At 55.9% G+C, this 21950-nt stretch carries 14 protein-coding genes and 1 tRNA gene; 8 read left to right on the forward strand and 7 right to left on the reverse strand.

Annotation, left to right across the window (positions count from 1 at the left end; translation table 11 throughout):
* Positions 1 to 4: 4 nt before the first annotated feature.
* A complete protein-coding gene (gene recG, locus IVG45_RS10225; protein ID WP_196437704.1) occupies positions 5 to 2116 on the forward strand; it encodes an ATP-dependent DNA helicase RecG in 2112 nt (703 codons plus the stop codon).
* A gap of 5 nt (positions 2117 to 2121) precedes the next feature.
* On the opposite strand, the gene IVG45_RS10230 is transcribed toward recG, so the two are convergent.
* Both IVG45_RS10230 and IVG45_RS10235 read right to left on the reverse strand, forming a co-directional pair.
* The gene (locus IVG45_RS10230; RefSeq protein WP_196437705.1) at positions 2122 to 3486 is read right to left on the reverse strand and encodes a hypothetical protein; all 1365 of its coding nucleotides are present in this window, start codon (positions 3484 to 3486) and stop codon (positions 2122 to 2124) included.
* Positions 3483 to 6023, reverse strand: coding sequence for a DUF2339 domain-containing protein (locus IVG45_RS10235; RefSeq protein ID WP_196437706.1), 2541 nt, complete (start codon positions 6021 to 6023; stop codon positions 3483 to 3485). The genes IVG45_RS10230 and IVG45_RS10235 overlap by 4 nt, the downstream gene beginning before the upstream one ends.
* 198 nt (positions 6024 to 6221) lie before the next feature.
* Between IVG45_RS10235 and IVG45_RS10240 the strand changes: the two genes are divergently transcribed.
* From IVG45_RS10240 to IVG45_RS10260, 5 genes are all read left to right on the forward strand, one after another.
* The gene (locus IVG45_RS10240; RefSeq protein WP_196437707.1) at positions 6222 to 7757 is read left to right on the forward strand and encodes a DUF1175 family protein; all 1536 of its coding nucleotides are present in this window, start codon (positions 6222 to 6224) and stop codon (positions 7755 to 7757) included.
* Complete coding sequence (locus tag IVG45_RS10245) at positions 7727 to 9415, forward strand: hypothetical protein (protein ID WP_196437708.1); 1689 nt, start codon at positions 7727 to 7729, stop codon at positions 9413 to 9415. Before IVG45_RS10240 ends, IVG45_RS10245 begins: the two co-directional genes overlap by 31 nt.
* An 872-nt stretch (positions 9416 to 10287) precedes the next feature.
* Positions 10288 to 15093, forward strand: coding sequence for an alpha-2-macroglobulin family protein (locus tag IVG45_RS10250; RefSeq protein WP_196437709.1), 4806 nt, complete (start codon positions 10288 to 10290; stop codon positions 15091 to 15093).
* A gap of 96 nt (positions 15094 to 15189) precedes the next feature.
* Entirely contained in the window at positions 15190 to 15627 is a 438-nt protein-coding gene (locus IVG45_RS10255; RefSeq protein WP_196437710.1) for a hypothetical protein, read from the forward strand.
* A gap of 76 nt (positions 15628 to 15703) precedes the next feature.
* The gene (locus IVG45_RS10260) at positions 15704 to 15940 is read left to right on the forward strand and encodes a toxin-antitoxin system HicB family antitoxin (RefSeq protein ID WP_196437711.1); all 237 of its coding nucleotides are present in this window, start codon (positions 15704 to 15706) and stop codon (positions 15938 to 15940) included.
* Between the two features lie 238 nt (positions 15941 to 16178).
* On the opposite strand, the gene IVG45_RS10265 is transcribed toward IVG45_RS10260, so the two are convergent.
* On the reverse strand, positions 16179 to 17027 hold the full coding sequence (locus IVG45_RS10265) for an IS3 family transposase (protein WP_230874777.1): 849 nt from the start codon (positions 17025 to 17027) through the stop codon (positions 16179 to 16181).
* A gap of 17 nt (positions 17028 to 17044) precedes the next feature.
* Positions 17045 to 17359: a transposase gene (locus tag IVG45_RS10270; RefSeq protein WP_196437050.1), complete on the reverse strand. Its 315-nt coding sequence runs from the start codon at positions 17357 to 17359 to the stop codon at positions 17045 to 17047.
* Positions 17360 to 17411: 52 nt separating this feature from the next.
* On the opposite strand from IVG45_RS10270, the gene IVG45_RS10275 reads away from it, so the two are divergent.
* Positions 17412 to 18542, forward strand: a complete 1131-nt coding sequence (locus IVG45_RS10275; protein WP_196437712.1) for a DUF3732 domain-containing protein — start codon at positions 17412 to 17414, stop codon at positions 18540 to 18542.
* A 101-nt stretch (positions 18543 to 18643) separates the two neighbouring features.
* On the opposite strand, the gene IVG45_RS10280 is transcribed toward IVG45_RS10275, so the two are convergent.
* On the reverse strand, positions 18644 to 18832 hold the full coding sequence (locus tag IVG45_RS10280) for a Rho-binding antiterminator (RefSeq protein WP_196437713.1): 189 nt from the start codon (positions 18830 to 18832) through the stop codon (positions 18644 to 18646).
* A 103-nt stretch (positions 18833 to 18935) separates the two neighbouring features.
* A tRNA-Pro gene (locus IVG45_RS10285) sits at positions 18936 to 19012 on the reverse strand.
* 188 nt (positions 19013 to 19200) lie between these two features.
* Here IVG45_RS10285 and IVG45_RS10290 point away from each other — a divergent pair.
* Complete coding sequence (locus tag IVG45_RS10290; RefSeq protein ID WP_230874830.1) at positions 19201 to 21315, forward strand: hypothetical protein; 2115 nt, start codon at positions 19201 to 19203, stop codon at positions 21313 to 21315.
* 14 nt (positions 21316 to 21329) lie between these two features.
* Here IVG45_RS10290 and IVG45_RS10295 read toward each other — a convergent pair whose 3' ends face one another.
* Complete coding sequence (locus tag IVG45_RS10295; protein WP_196437714.1) at positions 21330 to 21839, reverse strand: hypothetical protein; 510 nt, start codon at positions 21837 to 21839, stop codon at positions 21330 to 21332.
* Positions 21840 to 21950 lie beyond the last annotated feature (111 nt).

Raw genomic sequence — 21950 nt, forward strand, 5'->3', positions numbered from 1 at the left:
TATCATGACTCGTCAGGCGCCTCATAAGCTGCCGGTCACGGCACTGGCCGGCATCGGCGCCCAAACGGCGGTCCGCCTGCAAAAACTGGGCATTCAAACCCTACAGGATTTGTTGTTCCACCTGCCCCAGCGTTATCAGGACAGGACTCGAACTGTCCCGATCGCCTGTTTGTTGCCCGGCATGATCGCGCTGGTGTGCGGCACGGTTGAATTTACCGACATGATGCAACGCGGCCGCAATAGCGTGGTCTGCCGCATCAGCGATCCGAGCGGCATGCTGTCTTTGCGATTTTTTCATTTCTCGGTACAACAGAGCCAGCAACTCAAACCCGGCACGCGGCTCGGCTGCTACGGCGAAATTCGACAGGGCTATTACGGCCTGGAAATGATTCATCCGGAATACAAAGTCATCGCCGACGACATCACCGTAACCGAGACCACGCTGACGCCGGTTTATCCTCTGACCGAAGGTTTGACCCAATCCACGCTGCGCAAGGCCGTCAAGCAGGCCTTGGCTTTGTGTCTGCAAGACCCTGAATCGTTGAACGACTGGCTACCCGACTCAATTCGGCAAACTCAAGGCTATCCGTCGCTGAGCGAAGCGGTGCAAACCCTGCATAACCCGCCGCCGGACATCACCAGCGAAACTCTGCAAAATGGCGATCTGCCGGCCCTGAAACGCCTGGCTTTCGAGGAATTCCTCGCCCATCACCTGGCCTTGTTGCTGGGCAAGCACCAATATAAAACCTGGCGCGCACCGGTCTTTATTCTGGATATCGCCGCCAAACGCCAATTCCTGGCTAATCTGCCGTTTCAATTGACCGATGCCCAGCAACGCGTGATCGCCGAAATAGAAACCGATTGCGGCCGCCATCATCCCATGTTGCGCCTGGTGCAGGGCGATGTCGGCTCGGGTAAAACCCTGGTCGCCGCTATCGCGGCTTTAGCCGCGTTGAGCTCCGGCTATCAGGTGGCGCTGATGGCGCCCACCGAATTGCTGGCCGAGCAGCATTACCGGAACTTTAGCCAGTGGTTTGCTCATAGCGATACTCGGATCGTATATCTGACCGGACAATTAAAAGGCAAGGCCCGCCAGACTTGTTTACAAGCACTGGCCGACGGTTCCGCCGGCTTGGTGATAGGCACGCATGCCCTGTTTCAAGACAGCGTCAATTTTCACAACCTGGCCTTGGTGATCATCGACGAGCAGCATCGCTTCGGCGTCCAGCAACGGCTGGCGTTACGGGCCAAGGGCCAAAACCGGGGACTGGTGCCTCATCAACTGGTTATGACCGCCACTCCGATTCCGCGCACGCTGGCCATGTTGCAATATTCAGATCTGGATATTTCGGTGATCGATGAATTGCCGCCGGGCCGCAAACCCGTCACCACCAGCGTGATTCCATCCGAGCGCCGCGACGAAGTGATAGCCCGCATCGAGCATTGGGTGGCGCAACACAAACAGGCCTATTGGGTCTGCACCTTGATCGAGGAATCCGAACAACTGCAATGCGAAGCGGCCGAGAAAACCGCGAGTTATCTGCAACAAGTCCTGCCGAATGTGCGCATCGGCCTGGTGCATGGCCGCATGAAAGCGGCGGACAAGGACCAAGTGATGCAAGCCTTCAAGCAAGGCGAGTGCGATTTGCTGGTGGCCACCACCGTGATAGAAGTCGGGGTCGATGTAGCCAACGCCGGTTTGATGGTGATCGAAAACCCGGAACGCCTGGGACTATCGCAGTTGCACCAGCTGCGCGGCCGGGTGGGACGCGGCAGCCTGGAAAGCTACTGCCTGTTGCTGTATCAATCACCGCTATCGTTGAGCGGTAAACAACGATTGGGGATTTTGCGCGAGAGCAGCGACGGCTTCGTCATCGCCGAAAAAGACCTGGAATTGCGCGGACCCGGCGAAATCATCGGCAACCGTCAAACCGGCCAAATTCAATTCAAGATCGCCGATTTGAGCCGCGACCGCGAGTTGCTGGATCAGGTGCAAACCGCCGCGCAACTGATCTGCCGCCAACATCCGCAAGCGATCGAGCCGCTGGTCCGGCGCTGGACCGGCGGTTCGCTGCAAAATCTGGACGACTTGTTTGCCACCGTTTACAGCCCCTAACACTATCACCTAGGCAAGTCTCCTACCTGCTTGCCGACCCGATACAAGCTCCAACCCAGCACCAATACCATCAAGCCTATCGCTACGCCCAAAAACCATTTGCTGTTCAGCAACGTGCCGAAATCCGGTTTGTCTTCGGCAGGCGCTACGGCGGTTTCCGGGCCCAGTCCGGCGGCGGTACTTTGGTAACCGCGGCGCAACAGCTCCCGAATCGGCACGGTGTCGTAGCGTGAAGGTTCGGCCTGGTCCGAACCGTAGCGCAATTGGTAATCCTGGCCGGCTTGCGGCAGGAATAACAGCCGATAGCCGGAGCCGGTGCCGATCACGCCGTCGATCGCCAGCGGCGGATTGTCCTGATTGTGGATAATAATTTGATATTTCGGTTGGCGTTGTTCCGGGAAAGTCACGCCGGTTTGTTCGCGGTTGATGTCCTGAAAATGCAGTGCTTCCAGCGTAGCACGGCCCAAGGTTAGCATGCGGGTTTCCAGGCCTTGCTGCAACGGGATTTGCACTTCGGCCAAGCGGCTGAAGTTGGGCGTGGCGGTTTTCAGGGTAAGGCCGGTTAAGGGTTGGCGCAGGGTTTCGATGGCTATCAGCGTGGTTTTATGCTCCGCATCCTGACTGACTTTGAAACCGGCGACCGGGTATTCGAAGCTTTGTTCGGCTTCCGGCAACGTTTCGGATTGTTTGTGCCAGAAATCGATGCGTTCGATGTGCAGCGGCTCGTTATGCAATTCGGTTTTTTCGTTGCGTTGCAGCTCTTCCGCGCCGTGTAGCGTTCGGGTCAGTTCCAGCAATTCCGCAGTGCGGGTCTGGCTGGCCTTGGCGACCACGATCTTGAATTGGCGGTAGTTATTAGCGGGCAATTCTATGTCGCGCTTGCCCACCGCCATGTAACGCGAATAATCGTAAATGGCGCTATTGTTGACCAGTTTCTGCCAATTCTCGCCGTCGTTTGAACCGTGAATCTGCAGGTTGTACTCGAAATCGCGCTGCGAGGTGACCACGCTCAAACCGTCGGCGTTGGCGGCGTCTTTGTCCAAATCGACCGTGATGACGATGCCGTCTTCGTCGATTTTTTCCAAGCCTTTAGTTTCGCTGCGGCTGGGCAAACGCCGAATTTCGGTTTTGCTGCCGGCAATTTTTTGCAACAGATACGGTATCTCGACGCCATTCCGATCGGTCAGGCGCAAGTCGCGAAAATCGGTGGCACTACTGGCATAGACGGCAGTGTCCAAGGGCACCGCCAGCAAGCTTTGCTGTCCGCCATCTTGCCAGACAACCGGCCGGCTAAACCGATAAGCGGGGGATTCTGCGGCGATGGCTTGGCTTAAAAACAAGCCCGCGATCAGGGCGATTTTAGCGATCATGAAGTTTTCTCGTCGGCATTATTGCCCATAAAAGTTTGTTGATAGCGCATATAGAAAAACGCGCCGCCCAGGGCCAGCATACCCAGCACGATGAAGGCAACGATACGGTAAATCTGTTCCAGCCGTGCCAGATCGATGAAAAACACCTTCCAGGCCACCAGCGCAAACAGCGCCAGACCGGTCAAGCGGAAGGCCGAAACTTGGTGCTTGATACCGGCAAACACCAGACTCAACGCAAAAATCGACCACAGAATCGACACGCCGCCGGAACGCAGACCGGGCACGTATTGATACAGCAGCGAGTTGATCTCCAAGCTGAGGAAGGCGAACAGCAACACCAAGGCCGCGCCGCCCAGCCATTGCCGAATGTTGCCTGCCTCTTCGCCGATAGACGCCAAGCGGCGAAACGCGAACAGCAAAAAGCCTATGATCGCCGCAAAATCCAGCAAGCGCATCAGCGCCATCTGGAAGGAATAGGCGCCGCCATAGCGCAAAGTCCAGACGCTATCGTCATAAGCTATCTGTCCCAAATCGATGTCCCAGGACGGCAGGTCAAACAGCAGCAACTTGATAGCCACGCCGATCAAAAATAGCCGCAAGGCTTGCAACAACCATGCACTGGGGCCGGACAGATAGCGCAGCAACAACAGCATACTCATCGCCAGCCACACCAGCGTCAACACCGGCAGTTGCAGCGGCGGATACAGATAGCCGAAACTGCGGTAAAGCTCCAGTTGCAGCACCACGAACAGCATGCCGGCGACGATGATCAGTGTCGCCTGCAACAACCAGTTATCCTTCAGCCACAACGGCACATCGTTGCCGGCTTCGCAGGCCAGCTCGGAAGCAGGCGCCGGCTTTTCGATCAAGGTGTACGCCAGTGCCAGCGAAGCAATCGGAATGCCGAAACTGATCACCCGCTCCAGCAAACTCAGCAAAAATTCGCCGAACGCCTGATCGCCGTCCATCGCCACGCCGTATTGTCCGGGCAAATCAATGAAACACAAGCGAACCACCACGATCAGGTACAGCAGGTAGGCCACCTGCCGTAAAAACGCGCTGCGCAATTTGCCGGCCATCCATAGCATCACCAATGCCTGCAACGACCAGCTGACGGTGATCCATTGGTTCGACAGCAGCAGCGGCAAGGTAATGGTGACGAAAAACGCCGCCAGACCGATGAAACTGACCAGCAACTCGCGGTCAGCCACCCGCCGCGCCAGGCAATAATAGACATGGACTACATAAAACGCCGCCAGCGCCACGGTCAGCATCGCCGTCCAGATTTGTCCGTACGCATCCTCGATCAAATCGTAGGCGGTCATGAAGAAAATCGCGGCATTGACGATCAGCGCCAGCAAATCCAGCAGCGTCGATTTAGTCCGGCTGACCAGGCAGAACAGAAACACCGTAGTCGAATACAACACAAAAAAGCCGCTCAAGAACGGCAACACCTGCCAAAAATAGCCGATTTCGTATTTCTGCATCGAACCGAAAAACAGCAGGTAGTTGAAGAAAAAGCCCAGAAAATTCAGCAAATGCCACTGCTTGTACCAATTGACCGCCAGGATGCCGACACCGAGCAGCAGCATGTAGCTGAACAAACCGGGGAAATTAACCTGGCCGGTGGACAGCAATATCGGCGTGCAATAGCCGCCGATGATGGCGAATATCGCCACCAGCATCGAATCCAGGCGTATCGCCAATACGGCGGCGCAGGCGGTGACCAGGATCATCAAGGCAAAGGTCGGATAGGCCTCTATTAAATGATAAAAACTATGGGCGGCAAACACGCTGAAATACAGCACCGCGATGCCGCCACCCAGCAAGCCCTGACTGAACAGATGATACTTGCCGCCAACCAGTCTTACCCCGCCGATGATCATGCCGACGCCGGCCAGCACGGTCAACGCCACCCTGGCCTGCTCGCCGAGCAGACCGTTATCTATCGAATATTTCAGGAAAAAACCGATGCCGGTGACCAGAATCAAAACGCCGATCCGCAACAGCCAGTTGCTGGCCACCGCGTATTCCATGGCCACGCCTTCCGGCCTATGGCCTTCGCCGACGATGATCCAGTTCCAGATTTCCTTCAATATTTTCTGAGCGGCCAGCTCGAAGCGGCTGGGTTCGGCGGGTTGCCAATCGGCTTGGCTCCAGGAATTTTCGGGCACTACTGCCGGTTCGGCGGCGGTTTCCATCATGGTTTCGGCTAAAGTTTCCGTGGCGAATTCCGTAGTCGGCGGAGCCGGTTCGATAGCGGCAGCCGGCATTTCGGCCAGCACTCGCTCAATCGACTGTGTGTGCGACTCGAATACCGCCGGCCTCGATGTTTCCGCGACCGGCGCGGCAACCCGCTGCGACAACTCGCGCAGCAATTTAGCGTTCTCGCTTAACGACTGCTCGATCTTGCGTAGCGCCTGCCCTATCTCATCGCGATAGCGATTCTGTCGCGACATGATCACCGCCAACATCACGACCAGCGCCACCGGCACAATAATCAGTAAAAACACGATAAAACCCCAAAAATCGTCCACGGCAAAACTCCCAGGCTAAGCATCAGAAGATGGCTTTCATGCCCAAGCATAGCCGCTCGCCGGCAAGATTACCACGTAGGGCATCCGGCGAGACGCTAGCCTTGGTTGATTCTAAGTCCGACAGATTTGCCGTTAGCTCGTTTCATTGTTACATTTCGGTATTCGATAAAATCCTGATAGCCGAATACGGAGGCCTTGATGCGGATTTTTAACTTTTCTTTAGTCCGAACGCTCGGCCTGTTTATGCTGCTGTGTGTCACGCACAATCAGGCCTCCGCCACACCCAGCGACGACCCGGACATCCTGGCCCGGCGCGGCCAGCAAAAGCCGCCGCAAACCGCGTCCGAACCGCCGACCTTAACATTGGATAAACCGGCCGGCGGCTGGACCAGCGCGATGCAAATCACGGTGGCGGGCACTTGTTCCGACCCGGCGGCCGATCCGATCGTGGTCAACATCAACGGCGTCCGCTACTACGTGCGTAACGCCAACGGCGGTTTTTCCCGCGCCTTTCCGGCCGCCAAGGGCAAGAATAGCGTGATCGCCGAATGCAGCAACAGCTCCGGTGTCGCCAAGGCCTCCACGGTAGTGGATGCGGTGATTTCACCTATTCCGTTGAAAGTGGTGCTGACCAGCGACAGCGATGGCGTGTATACCGATCTGCATATTTACGAACCGGATAAAAGCCATGTTTATTGGGCAGATACCAACTCGGACAGCGGCGGCATCTTCTTTTTGAATCAAAACGGCGACAGTTTCGATCAGGCCGGCTACGGCCCTTATCTATACGTGCATCCGGCCCCGCCCGTCGGCGTATTCAGGATAGACGCCAACTATTGGCCGGGTGGCGCGGTACAACATACTCTAGCCAACTTGGACATCATCCTCGACGAAGGCCTGCCGACCGAAAGCCGGCGCCAGATACAAAAACCGTTGGCCAGGCCCGGCGAAACCAAGACTTTGGCCTACGTGGCAATCCAGGGCAACCGCCAGCCGGCGAAAATCTATGTGCCCGGCCAGGACGCCGAGCGCGACATGCCGGCCGAAATACGGGATTACATCAGCCACGAACCCAAACGCGAGGGCGAGGATAACGGCGAGGCAGCAGGAGAATTAGGTTACTTGCTACCAGAAGACGAAAGCGCGCTGAGGCAGGTCGTCACCAACGTTGCGCTACTGCAGGCGCGCAAGCTCAGCCCGCTATGGGAACCCAAGCAACGCGATTGCGCGGGCCTGGTGCGTTTTGCTTACCGCACCGCTCTGGAACAACGCGACGCCAAACGCACCGCCAAATTAGGCATCCCGGCCAAGCTGAATCTGCCGCCCTTGTCCGAGCAGGCCCGGCAATTATTGCCCCAGTATCCTCGAATCTGGCAAACCGGCCTGGATAACGGCAATCCGCGCTACGGCCATTTTGCCGATGCGGAAACCCTGATCGGCTACAACTTTCGGCTGAAATCGCGGGAATTGGCGTCGGCCCGTAGCGGCGACCTGCTGGTATACCAAAAACCGCTGATCAACGATGAACCTTATCATTTGATGCTGTTCGCCGCCGGCCGCGCCGAAAATCTGGCCGTTTACCATAACGGCGCCCAGGGCGACGAGGCCCAGGTGCGAGTGGTGCGGGTCAGTGAATTGCTGGAATCGCCCGATCCGGTGTGGATACCCCGCGCCGAAAACCCCTACTTCCTTGGAGTATACGAATGGAACCGCTTACGCCCTCAAAACGCCTGATTGCCATCTCGTTGGCGGTTACGTTGACCGCGACCGCCGGCATCGTCGCTTACTTCCAACTCTCGAAAAAGCCGCTAAGCCAGATGACGCGGCCCGATCTGCCGATGCTGGATCTGACGGTGAAGCTGCTCAATGTCGATGATCAGGAACTGGATGCCGCCGGCTCGCGAATCGGCGATATTGAGGAAGTACCGGCCGGCGACGAACGCTGTCCGGCCTTGAGCGGCGGCGATATTAGTTCCGCCACTGTAGTTTCGTCCGACCTGCGGCGCCCGGCCGACTGTCCACGCAAGGCCACCTGGACCATCAAAAAACATCCAGTAGCTTTTACGCTGTATTTCAATCAGGGCCAGACCTTTCTGAACTGGTGGGATAGCCAGCCGCAAATCAAAACACTGCTCGACAACCGTTTCTCGCGCGGCCTATTTTTCGGCTTGCTGCAAAGCCTGAAAGTCAAAGCCGAACAGCTCAACCTACAAGGCCTGCAAGGCGAGTTTCTGGCCCACCTGTTGCGCGACGCCATCGCCGCCAATGCCGAATTGCATTACGACATGGCCCACGGCAATCGGGGCTGGGTATTGAGTTATCTGCGCCACGACAGCGCTTTTGCCGAACAGGCCTTGCCGGCGATGGCCGGATTGCTGGCCGGCAGCGGTTACAGGGTACCCAAACTACCCGAACCCATCCTGGAAATGAAAATCGGTTTTCAGCAATTTTTCCTGACCGAATACCAGCACCGGATTTATCTGGCGCAAAGCCTGGAAGCCATGTTGAACGTGATCGACAGCGTGCTGCCAATGTATGACCACGACCCGGCCCCGCTGAACCTGACGGTTCGCACCGAGGCCTTCATCAACCATCTGTTGCCGGTGCTGACCGGCTCGCCGACCTGGAATGCGCAATTCAATTTCGATCTGAAGGACGGCAAGTTGGGCGGATTGGTGCTGCCGGCCGGCCCATGGACCCGGCAACTACACGGCACGCTGTTCGAAGGCGTGCTGGCCAGCATCCCGCATGACGCCTTCGCCGCCGTTGCAGCCAGTTTGCGCTTGCCACCGACATTGACCGTTGACGACTGGCGCAAAGTCGCTAGCGAAGGTCCCTCGACGACGACGCCCGGTCCCGAACCGGGTGGCTTGGCGCTGGTCTGGGACTTCGACGCCGACAATCCGCGCGGCGCCATCGGCGTGATCGTCGCCAACCCCGCCGAGCCGCAAGCCAGCCAGGCTTATCAACAATATCTGCGCAACGCCGAACTTAGCGCCGAATGCGCCGGCGGTAGTGTATTCCTGGCCGCCACCTCGCAAGGTTTACTGACCCGAATGAAGGAAGCTTGCGCCCGCCAATCCTTGAGTATTCTGGATTGGCAACGCGGCAGCGACAAACAACGTTTTTCGTCCGCGCAATTGATGACCTTCGTCAACCCCGGCGCCGGCATCCGCGAACTGTTCCTGGCCGGCGGTGCCGGCAATGCCCAGGACGCCAACGAGTTTTCCCCGCGCTGGCAACAGGATTACGAAAAAGCCAAGGCGGCGATGCGGCAGGATGGGGATAAATTGTTTGATAGTTTGCCGATTTTTAGTTATGCGGGGAAAGTTTCCGGCGATTCGGAAGTGAGTTTGGAGGGGAAATGGGTGGCGCGGGAGGTGGTGAAATGAACTTGATTTTAGGATGGTTTATAGTTGTTAATCGGCTGTTTGTAGAAGGTTTCGCTGCCGCGACAGCTATTTTAAAGTCGGTTCTCGCACCGACAAGCGAGATACTTTTCTTTGCTTGTCCAAAGAAAAGTATCCAAAAGAAACGACACCCGGATGCCGCTTTGATCCTACGCTCCTCGCTTTTGACGAGGGTCGGCAGAAGGGGCTCCTGCCCCTCCGCCGACGAGCGGCCTCCCTGCCGCTCCCCTTTCGGGCAGTTCTCGCCAAAAGCTCCGGTGCTCGGCGCGGCATACGGGAGCAACCCCAATCTACTCCACCGCTGGCAATGCCGTATTAATAGCCTCTATATCCGAAGTCCGAATAACCAGAAACAAAAAACAGGTTGGGCTGAATGCAATGAAGCCCAACGATTTGGTTTTGTTGGGTTACGCTACGCTTTTATGCCCTTAAGGGTAAACCCAACCTACATTTTCGATTTTTTCCAACAAATCGGATTCTCAAGTTCTCGGCGCAATAAAAATAATAAACACAATTTTGTTCGCACCCTTGGAGTAGGCGAGGGTTTTCTCCCGTTTGCCGCGCCGAGCACCGAAGCTTTTGAATGGAATTGCCCGACAGGGGCGAGGCAAGGATGCATCGCGTTGGCGGAGGGGCAGGGAAGCCCCTTCCGTCAACCCCGTTCAAAAGCTTCGGCGCGCAGGATCAAAGCGGCATTCGGGTCGCCTTTTCTTTGGATACTTTCTTTTGGCGACGCAAAAGAAAGTATCGCGACTGTCGGTCCGCGAACCGACTTCAAAAACACTTTCGCGACAGCGACACATTATTCAAACATCCGAATACAAACCATCTGTTTATTGCTCACGACACTGCTAATGCCGCTAAGCACCTGGGCCGGCAGCCCTTTCTATCTCACCGCCGAACGCAGCTTCAACAACACAGAATCTCCCAGCATCCGCCTCGACTACACCGTCACCGATCAACCGATGCTGATTCGGGTGCTGAAAGCCAACAACCTGGAAACCTTCCTGGACGGCCAGTTCAACGTCAGCCGCAGCTACGAGCAACCGGTCAGCGAGCTAAATCCCGGCCATTATTTCGCCAAAGGCCTCAACGCCGCGCAATCACCGCTGAAACTGTTTCGCGGCATGCTGGATGTGGAGTTTCGTAAATCCTTGAAGGAAACCAACTTCGGCGGCTCGGTGATGACCGTCACCGAAAAGCCGCTGGTGTTGGTGCCGCAGCAAATTCTGGTCGCTCCACCCGGCGGTTTTCAGGTGGTCAAGGAAAGTTATCTGGATTTGCAACACAACGGTCAAGCCACCCAAGACTTGGGCTGGTGGTTCGATCAAGATGCCTGGAGCGAAAATCGTTACAAAATCCGGCAACTCACGCTCGACCCGCTACCCGACGGGATTTATCTGTTGCAGGCCGTGCAAGGCAAGACCGAGGCCCAATGCCTGATTCAGGTCAGTAGTCTGTCGGTACAGGTCAAGCAATCCAGCGAACAATTGCTGGTGCGGGCGATGAACCGCGACCTGCAACCGGTCGCCAACGCCAAGGTCAGCTACCGCGACGGACGCGGCCGCTGGCAAGCCGTGCCGGAAGCCACCAACGCCGCCGGCGAACTGAGTTTCAACAATCCCGAAGGCGTATTGGACGGCAAATTGCTGGTACGGGTCGATGCACCCGCCGCCAAGCCCGGCGAAGCGGTGCGCACCGCGCTGACCGCCACCGATTTCCTGCCGACCCAAGCCAAGGACGACTCGGTATTCGTCCTGACCGACCGGCCCATCTTCAAGCCCGGCGAGACTTTTTATTACAAGGGCATCGTCCGCAATTTGCAGGACGGCCAGTTGAAAATACCGGCCTTCCAATCCAAACAGACCGGCGTCTCGCTGATCCGCGCCGACGGTAACGCCACCGGTTTGCAAGGCCAAACCACATTGACCGATTTCGGCTCGTTTTCCGGCAGCTTCGATCTCGATCCCGGCCAGACACCCGGCCTGTACCGCTTGCTGGCCGAGATTGACCACAAGGCTTACGGCGGCGAATTTAGAGTGCGCGATTACATCAAGCCGACTTTTTACCTGGAATGGCTGGATAGAAGCCCGGTCGTGCAAGCCGGCCAACCGTTCAAGCTGAAATTCCGCGCCAAGCGTTACAGCGGCGGCACGCCGCAAAACGTCAAGTTCGAAGTGTTTTTGTACCGGAAAAAATTCGAGGCGCCGCAGTTCGTCGCCGAAGCCGGCGCCGGCTTGGCGGCCGGAAACGACTATTTCGGCCAAGTCAAATCCGCCGCGCCCTTGACCCAACCCAAGCGCCTGTATAGCTCCATCGAGGAACGCCAGGCCGTCGAACTGAGCAATCCCTGGGAAACCGCAGCCAAGTTGGATGAAAGCGGCGACGGCAGTTTCGAATTTACCGTTCCGGCCGGCGATAAGGAAAAAGCCGATCAGGAATGGATTTATACGCTGATGGTACGCGCCCAGGATCAAAGCGGCGGCACGGCAGTATTAACCGATAACCTCTACGCTACCCTTTCGGAAGCCCAGCCGGCGCTGAGCTTCAATAAAACCGTGGCGGCGGTCGGCGATCAGGATTTGCAGTTGCTGCTGCAATCCAGTTATGCCGACGGCAAGCCTGCGCCTAAGGCCGGCGGCGTAATCGATGTGTTAATCGAGCAGCCGGGCACGGCCAAACATAGTTTAGTGAAACTGGATTTTGCCACCGACGAGCACGGCCGGCAGAAATTGACGATCCCGGCCTTGAAGGAATTCGGCCGCCTTACCGCCGTGGCCCGCCTGGAAACCCTGGACGGCCGCAGCCTAAATCATCCGGCCAGTTCTCAGCCCAGCACCTTGATCGTGGCCGGCAACGGCGGCGAAGCGGTGGCCGATAATCCGGAACTGGAGCTGTACACGCCGACCACCATCCTCAGCCCTGGCGAGCAAGCCAAGGTCTTCGCCCTGCTACCCAAATCCTGGGGTAACAACGAGAGCGGCCCGGTCTGGGAAACCGTGGGCGGCTCCCGCTTGTTCGACAGCCGAGGCACCCAAATGCAAGGCCGCAGCCGCTGGTTCGAAATCACCGCCAAACCCGAATACGGCACCGGCTTCTACCACACCGTCACGGTGCCGGTGGCCGGCGGCAAATACAAGGAGCAAACCCTGGGATTTAGAATCGTACCCAAGGAGAAGCGCCTGCAGATCGCGATCCAACCGGAAAAGACCGAAACCGAACCCTTGAAACCCACCAAAGTCAGGCTGGAAGTGAAACGCGCCGACGGCAGCCCGTCAGCCAATACCGAACTGGCGGTCTCCATCGTCGACCGCGCCGTGTATGCGGTGCAAGCTGAATTTCGCCCCGGCATCTTCGACTTTTTCTATCCGCTGCAACGCAGCAACCTGTCGACTTACTATTCCGACGACCTGCAAGGCTACGGTTACGCCGACTTGCTGCGTAAACCCAACTTCGCGCTCAGCGCCCTGAAAAGCCAGAGCAAGCTGGCGAAGAAAGCCATGCGCGACACCGCCGGCTGGTTTCCGCATGTGATCACCGATGCCAACGGCGTCGCCACTATCGACGTCGACATGCCGGCCAACATCACCGAATGGCTGGTCACAGCGGTCGCCAGCGACAAGGACGGCCGGATCGGCGAAACCACCGGCCAGTTCCGCAGCGTCACCGACGTGGCGGTGGACATGGTCGGCCCGCAGTTTCTGCGGCAAGGCGACGAGGTGGAATTGGCGGTGAAGCTGACCAACCATCTGACCGAGCCGGTTAAGGTTTCGGGCAACATTGGTGTACCGCAAACCCTGCAACTGCAAAGCGGCGACACTGCCCCGCAAACCGAGCTGGCCGGCAAGGCCGAACAGTTATGGCCGTTGCGTTTGACCGCTAACGACCATAACAACGCGGCGGCACTGCAAATTGGCTTGACCGCGCCCACTGGCGTCCGGGTTGGAGGAACCGAGGAATTCGAGATCCCATTAAAAGCCGCCGCATTGCCGCAAGTCTATAGCAGCAGCCAGCAGGACAATCTGTTGCGTATAGATTTGCCAGCCCAGGCCGAACCGCGCCAAGTCAGCGTCCGGGTTAATTCCGGCCTACTCGGCGCCTCACTGCAAGCGGCGGCAATGCTGGTGCAATACCCCTACGGCTGCACCGAGCAACTGGCGCACAGCACGGTGCCAAATATGGTGCTGATGGATCTGATCGAGCGTGCCGGGCTGAAACCCGAACAATTAGGGCCTCTGGAAAACATCTTGAAACGCGCCAAGCAAAACGCGGCGCTGGGTATCCGCAAACTGATCCAGAACCAAAAAGCCGACGGCGGTTTCAGTTTGTGGCCCGGCGACGGCGAAGCCAGCGTGCCAGTGAGTTTGATCGCGATGCAGGCCTTGAAATACGCCAACGACTTGCAACTGGAAGGCGTTAACAACGCCTATTACAAAGGCATGGAATGGCTGGCGACCCAAGCCGAAAGCAACGCTCCGGTCGACGGCTTCCTGCTGGCCGGTTTTGCCCAGGCCGGCACCATCTATCGCTCGCCCTGGCAACAACAGGCCGACTTCGTCGCCAAGACCGCCGCCGACGCGAATGCCGGCGCGGCCGACCTGGTCGCCGCGTTACGCCTGATAACGGCCTACCAAGCTCAGAACTGGCACAGTTTCAACCAGCAATTCAAGGATCAACCGGAGCTAAAAAACGAGTTGGTCAAACGTCTGCAGCTAGCCTTGGAATCCATCGACCCCGCCAATTATCAGCAAAATCGTGGCGAGCTGTATCAACAGCTAGGCTTCGGTTTCGGCCTACCCAGCCTGATTTCCTCCGGTTTGGGCGCGCTGTACGATGCCCAAGCCTTGCCGCCGACATTGGAAGCCAAGCTGAAAAAGCTATTGTTGCAAATCCAGAAAAACGGCTACTGGACCTCGACCTACGACACCGCCCAGGTGATCTTCAACAGCCGTGAACTACTCAGCAAGGAAGCGGCAACGGCCGCTAAACAAAAAGCCCGCACGATAAGCGCAAGCACCAAGAACGGCTTTGCGCTGGGCAATTTGGAACGTATTCCGGGCGGTTATTTGGGCAACTTCAGCCAATTCGGCGACAGTCCCGACCTGACCGAAATCCGCGTCGCCGAACTGAATACCGACGAAATCGCCAGCGCCACGGTTGCGGTCGAAGTGCCCTATCAGGCCTTGGCGGCCCGCGCCGCCGGTTTGGAGGTGCAACGCAGCTTCCGCCGCATCACCGCCAACGGCAGCGAACTGTTCGACATGAGCCAGGACCTGAAACCCGGCGATGCAGTGGTCAGCGAAGTGCGCGTCAAACGCAATGCAGACGCTGGCCGGCCTATGCCAGGCAGCGAGTTCGTGGTAATCGAGGACGGTATTCCAAGCTTGGCGGAAGGCCAGGAAAATGACCAAACCTACCTGGCCGACGCCAAAATCCAGCCCAAGGAAGACAGTTACTGGGCCAACATCAAGGAAACCCAACGCTTCCCGGACCGCATCGTCCGCGTCGCCAAACTACAGTCCGGCGGCGAATTGACCTTGTATCAGGTCTGGCGGGTGGCCCGTCCCGGCAACGCCGCAATTCCTCCGGCTACAGGGTTTGATATGTATAACGAGGCGGTGCAGGGGAATAGTTTGGCGGGGAGGGTGAGTGTCAGGTAAGGGAGATAGCTAGATTAGGCGTGGCCGCTAAGGTCGAACCCTACCAAATAAAACACCATACAGATGACAATACTTTCGTGATTTTGAGCTTAGCCGGTGAAACAGTTTTTAATTTTAATTATCTTTATTTACTCGACTGCTTCTTGGGCGGAAGGTTTTTGTCTATCAGGGAAAACTCTCTCAGGTTCTTACATTTTGGATAAAGGCAAAGGCTTTCTACCAAGCAAACTAGATATACACCAAGCAAGCGCCAACCCAACAGCTTATTCATTTGATCTTGAGTCCTACTGGTCGCCGCGGGCAAACGACGACGGATCGTCCACGACACAAGCAATTTTTAAAGGCAACATGAAAATTGATGGCTGTATTGCTACTTATTTTTCAGCTGAAGATGAATGCACTCTAAATTTTGCCATCTCTAAAAATACTATTAAAGTTACTCACACTGGTGCCTGTATGTATATTGGTCACAATGCTTCTCCTGAGGGAATTTACGTTAAAAAACGGAAAATAAAACAAGCCAAGGAACGATGAATTTCAAAGATTTGACCTACGTCGAGAACCTCGGCGTCGACGCCATCACGCCAAAAACCCTGCTGGAGCGATTAGTATGAGTGCATTAAGTCTACGTTTGCCGGATTCCGTTCACCGCCATATTAAAGAACTGGCGAGTAAAGAAGGCGTGTCCATTAACCAATTCATTGCTAGTGCTGTTGCTGAAAAAGTGTCGGCAATAGCCGCCGAAGAATACTTGCAAAGTCGAGCGGAACGTGCCGACAAATCAGCCTTTCAGGCTATTTTGGCCAAAGTGCCAAAGCGTGAACCGTTGCAAGGGGATGAGTTGTAATCTTTATTTGTAAAATGTCAGGATTAGAGGCATAACGTAAAAACGAGCAGATAGAATTATGGTAACCGTCGGTGCTGGCCCCAAAATCGCTGGCTACACTTTCCAGTTTCAACGAGCATTATATCGTTTGTTTTCGAGTGAATCGGAGGCCACAACCATAGGCATCGAAACGGATGATGATGTAGTGGAAGTGAAGCGTGATGCATATTGTAATGGTCAACAAAAACCGGACACCTGTTTAGGCAGCGTCTCTCGAAAATTCCCGCTCGAATTCGATCGGGGATTGATAACCCAATGTTGAGTGGGATCGACGGCCATTGTAAAAAGCTAAGTAGTCGATCACGCTCAGTTTCGCCGCCTCTTGGGTTTTGAATTTTTCGTAGTTGAGCTGTTCATGCTTCAAACTACGGAAAAAGCGTTCCGTCGGCGAATTATCCCAACAATTGCCTTTCCGGCTCATGCTCTGCTCCATGCGCATCACCGCCAGATGTTGCCGATATTCCCGACTGGCATACTGGCTGCCTCGATCCGAGTGATGTAGCAGACTAGGCGGCGGTTTGCGGCGCCAGAAGGCCATTTGTAATGCCTTGATACAGAGCGAGGTCCGCATATGGTCGTCAATGGCCCAGCCCACCACTTGGCGGGAGAACAGATCGATAACGACCGCGACATACAGCCAGCCCTGTAACGTCCAGACATAGGTAATATCCGTGGTCCAGACTTGGTTCGGCTGAGCGACCTTGAATTGGCGATCCAGCCGGTTGGGGGATATGGTCTCGCTGTGGTTGCTGTCCGTGGTCACTTTAAAGCGTTTGGGGTAGCGAACCTTCAGCTTTAAGTCTCGCATGATCCGCCGCGTTTTAAAGCGGCCGACGGCAAAACCTTGTTTCTGCAAGTGATTCGCTAAACGACGCGAACCAAAGCACTGCTTGTTGTCGGTAAAAATCTGCCTCACTTTTTCGGCAAGTTTTTGATCTTGGCGTTTGTTGTCGTCATCTTGCAGAGCCTTGAGCCATGCGTAGTAGGCACTGGTGCTCACCTGCATGACTCGACACAGCACGGTCGCTGGGTACGTCTTCTGTTGCACCTGAATAAACCCGTACTTTATTCGGCTTCTTTCGCAAAGAAGACGGCGGCCTTTTTTAATATCTCGCGCTCCATCCGCAGCTGTTCGTTTTCCTTGCGCAATCGGATCAATTCGTCATGATCCCCCAGGTTCAGGCAGGACTTTTTTACCGCCGATTCGTTGGCCGAAGGTTTGCGTTCCGCTCGTACCCAGCGTCCCAGGGCGCTTTGCGAGATACCCAAATGATCGGCAGCCTGCTGTTGGGTATAGCCTTTTTCCAGAACCAGTCTGGCGGCATCTTGTTTGAATTCCAGGCTGTATTTTGGTCGATTGTGTTTTTTGTCGTTACTCATGGTCACCTCTGCTAGCAGTATAAATTCTGCCTTTAGAAGTGTCCGGAGTTATTTGACCATTTCAAAGGAAACTCAAGCGTTGGAAGAGACGCTTCAGGCAAAAGCCGATACGCTTCGCCGAGAAATTCGAAATTATGAGCGAATGGCCCAGCGGGCTATCGATTTTACCGATGCAGTCCAACTCGAACAAAGAAGCGTTGTCAACTTGGATTGGTTGAAGGGGTGCCTAGGCAGTGAGAACGAATGTATTGTCTGTGGCTCTCATACAAATCAATTAAATGCGGTTGTGTCGCGGCTCGAAGCTGAGGTTGCTCGTGTTAATGGGTTATCTCAAGCGCTATTTGAAAATCCAATTGTTGACAAGGAAATCGAGGCAGCTAAGAACCGTCTCTTCGAGGTGCAGAGCCAACTTCATGCCACTCGTATGGATAGACTGAAACTTCAACAGATAGAGTCCGCGACTAAGGACTCGCTGAGTCAGGTCTATGTTCTGATTGGAAGGATACAGGCTTTGCTTATCACGTTTGCGGCAATGAACAATGTCGACGACATGGGTAGCAGGATTGAAGAAATTGCAGCGGAACTCCGTAAATTGGACGCCTACTTTAGAAATTCTGGCAAAGCGGTACGAGAAGCCATGGTCGATAAGGAATTGAGCGGATTAATCGAAGAGTACGCAGAAAATTTCAAGTTAGAGCGCCGAGGAATCATCAGCTTGGACAAAAACGAATTGACTCTCAGTTTTCGGAGGGACGATAAAAAGGAATATTTGTGGGAAGTTGGAAGTGGAGCTAACTGGATGGGCTATCACATAGCTACGTTTCTGGCATTGCACCAGTTCCTGTCGAAAGATGAACTGTCTCATTCCCCTGTATTTAGCTTCATAGTGATCGATCAACCGAGCCAAGTGTATTTTCCCAGTGCTGCATCAGGGGCCAACCAACTCGACGCTGACGCAGAAGGCCTGAAAAAGCTAAGAGTTGAAAGAGATGTAGATGTGCGAGCAACCAAGAGAATCTTTGAGATGCTTGAGGCCGGTCTCAGAGCCGCCAGTTATCGATACCAGATTATCGTGCTAGAGCATGCTGATAACTCAATCTGGGGTGAAATTCCAAACACAGTAGAAGTTGAAAATTGGAAAGCAGATGGGCAGGGATTAATTCCTAGTTCTTGGCAACGATGAAAGAAGCACTAGAGCCGAATAGCCACTTAAAAAGCAGACATTTCCGGCAAATTTATCCCGCCGGAAACGCCTGTCTGCATATTCCGGCCTACCCTTCTGTCTCAAAATACGACCTCGCTAAATTTGGCATTGGGCGTCAACACCTGTAGTTTTTTGATCCAGTTTAGCTCGATTTGCTGATGGTCGATAAACAGATATTCGGCGTTTTTCGGCGGTAGTGATGGTATCGATCGCCTTGCCTTCCAGGGTTTGAGGTCTGTTAGGGTTAACTTGACCCGATAACCGTACATACAGGCAATTTCAAGGTAATCGTGGAGTTCGCGGGAAATGCGGCAGGCGTTGCGTCATTTTTGATTGGTCAAACGGCTTGGAAGCATCCCCAAGACAGCGAAGTGGTCGGAGTGAGAGGATTCGAACCTCCGGCCCCTGCCTCCCGAAGGCAGTGCTCTACCAAGCTGAGCTACACTCCGATAAATGATCGGTAACGGCGTTTATTTTAACAAAGCCGATAACGGAAATACAATGTGGCAGGCGCTCGCTTGAACACAAATCACATTGGTTCATCGTTCGCATTTGCCGAAAGCGCTGACGGTGGACTACGCTTAGGGCCATCTTAATTCATCCCTGCTGGACCACAAACACCTGGATTACCATCGCCTTGAACATTTTCCAATCAACATGTGGGCGCAGACTTCGCGCCGGACTTTTTTTCGAAGCCGGCGCCGCAATTCTGTTTTTCGGCGCCCTCGCCCAGCAAGCCGATTTGCGGCAAACTGGCAGCAGTGCGCTCGCGGAACTCGCGGCCATGGGTTATCACATACCCAGCGAGAACAATCCGGTACGGGTATTTGCGGCGTTGACCGGCGGCAATTTCAGTGGCGGGCATGCCGGCGGCTGGCGACCGGGCGGCATTTATCTGCGCCGGCAGCCGCAAGGCGGCTTGAATGAAGCGGTTTACCTGCGCCACGAACTTTTCCACGAAGCCAGCTATCGCAGCTGCGGCGACCGCTTACCTGCCTGGGCGGAGGAAGCGGCGGCGATGCATTTCAGCGGCGAACTAGCCGGGCAGGAAGCCGGGATATGGCCGACGGAAACCGAGCTACAAGGGCTTAAAGCCCGTATCCAACAGGGGGCGGAGTTGAACGGCAACGACCGAACCTTGTTGAGCCGACTGGTAATCAATGCCGGCTGGCCAGCCGAGCCGTGCGCGCTGTCACCGAAGCTGGGCGAACTGTTGGGTTCGGCGTTTAACGAAGCCGGCACCAGCGGCTACTTGCTGATGAGTCTCGTATCCGGGCGGATACTGGAAAGTGGCGGTGATATAGATAGCCCGTTACCACCCGGCTCCTTGCTGAAAATCCCTTACGCGGCGGCACTGAGTCAGGCCAATCCCGAGGTATTGGCCGCCGAACTGGCCGCCAGCGATACCGATAAATTGCTGCAGCGCCGCGAGCAGCTCCGGCCCGAGCGTTACCGCTTGCTGCTGTCGGCGATCAACGAACAAGGCTTGATTCAAGCGCCTGCCCAAGTTCAGGATTGGCGGTCTTATCTGGGCGAACGCGATACGGCCGGCAATTTTGCTTTGCAAACAAGCTTGCCGGAACTAGCGCTGGCGATGCGGGCGGCGCTGCTGTCTCAACCTGAGTATTTCCGAGGCTTGACGCAAAACGGCGTAGCGCCGAACTCGACCCTGGCCGGGCAATGCGAGGCGGATAAAAAACTGCTGCGGCAACTGCTGGCGCTGGCGAAGACCGGCACGGTATCGAGCGCCGACGGCCAGCCCTTGGCCGGGCATTTGCTGGTGGCATGGCCGGCTGATCATCCGGTTTTTCTGGCGCTATTCAGGCAACGCGGCGTTAACGGCGCGGCGGTGTTAGCGAAAGCCGCCGCCTTGTTGAAAAACTGGCGAAAAACCCACCCTATCCGCTTCGCCGCCGTCCGCGTCCACTTATTAGCGCCGACCGACCGCGCCAGTTGGGAAGCCCAAACCGATTGCCCGGAAGTCACCTGGCAGAACAGCCGTTTCACCACCTGCGGACAATTCCGCATCGTGTCCTCCGCCCGCGGCAGCCGTTCCGAGCGTTCGGTCAGCGGCATTCTGCATCAATCCGGCGCAGGACCTACGGTACTGGAAACCGATGTCGACAGTTATGCCGACGCCGTGCTGGCCGCCGAAGCCCAAACCCTGACCGGCAGTGCCCGCGAGGCAATGCGGGCGGTGATTGCCTGGAACGGTAGCCACGGCAGTCATCGCCACGCCGATTCCGAATCGCTGTGCGACACCACGCATTGCATGGTGTTTCTAGGCCAATTGCCCGATGCCAAGCCGCGCCGTGGCGGGCAGGTCGATATTGAATTACTGCAATGGCTGGATAAGCTGGCGTCGGAAAATGGCTTGAACTGGCTGCCGTTCGCCAACGGCGGTGATCAGCGCTGGCAGCGGCAAATCGCCGCTGGCGATATGAATTTGCTATTTGCGGAAAACCGGATTCTGGACATACGCCGGGAGCGCCGCAAAGACGGCGAGTTATTCATCCATCTGTATTACCCAGACAACGAGGAAAGCATCAGCTGCGAGATTTTCCGCAACACGCTGAAACTGCCGTCCTGCCCGGATACGATTAGCGCCCACCCCCAATACGAGACCTGGGAGTTTCGCGGTATCGGCGCGGGGCATGGCCAGGGATTGGCGCTCGCGCAGGCTCAGGCCTTGGCCGAAGCCGGCCGCAATGCGAAGCAAATATTGCTGGATGCTTACGGCAAGGACGAGTAAGCGCGGATCACGAACTACACGACACTCTTAATCGATTGAAGGAATTTACCCAGCACGATTTTGCTATTGTTGAACCCTTCAATCAGGTTGCGGCCGTCAAGCGCGCTTGCCGATCCGATAACAGCCGACAAGCGCGATTCGAGCCATCGCGCCAGTCTCGCGACATTTTCAGGCAAGGCACTAATCGATTGTCCGGCTTGATTCTTGACCCAATCAAGTGGCGGCACACAGGGTGACTGAGTATTCCCGCCCCCATCAGCCAGCGCCTCAATGACTAGAAAATCCCTGATTTTTTGAATGACCCGCCGCAGTATCCGTTCGGCGGCGACGGTAACCACGGCTCTAGCGTCGATTCGGTTGGCGGCTATCGCGACAAAATATAAGGTCATCAACAACAACGCCGTGACATACGCCATCCCGGCCGAATTTGCCAATGATAGGATGACGCCGGCGCTCACCGTTCCGGTCAAGACCGGTATCCAGCCTTGCTGCATTAACCTCAGCATCGTGATACGTTCTTTCATAGAGCCCCCCCTAAGGCAAGGTTTCCCGATAACCTATCGCCCTAACAATCAACTTGATCGGCTAATGGACGAATCGGATTCTCTGCCATACTACCTAGGAAGTAAAGAACG

This window comes from Methylomonas sp. LL1 (assembly GCF_015711015.1).
Classification (GTDB): domain Bacteria; phylum Pseudomonadota; class Gammaproteobacteria; order Methylococcales; family Methylomonadaceae; genus Methylomonas.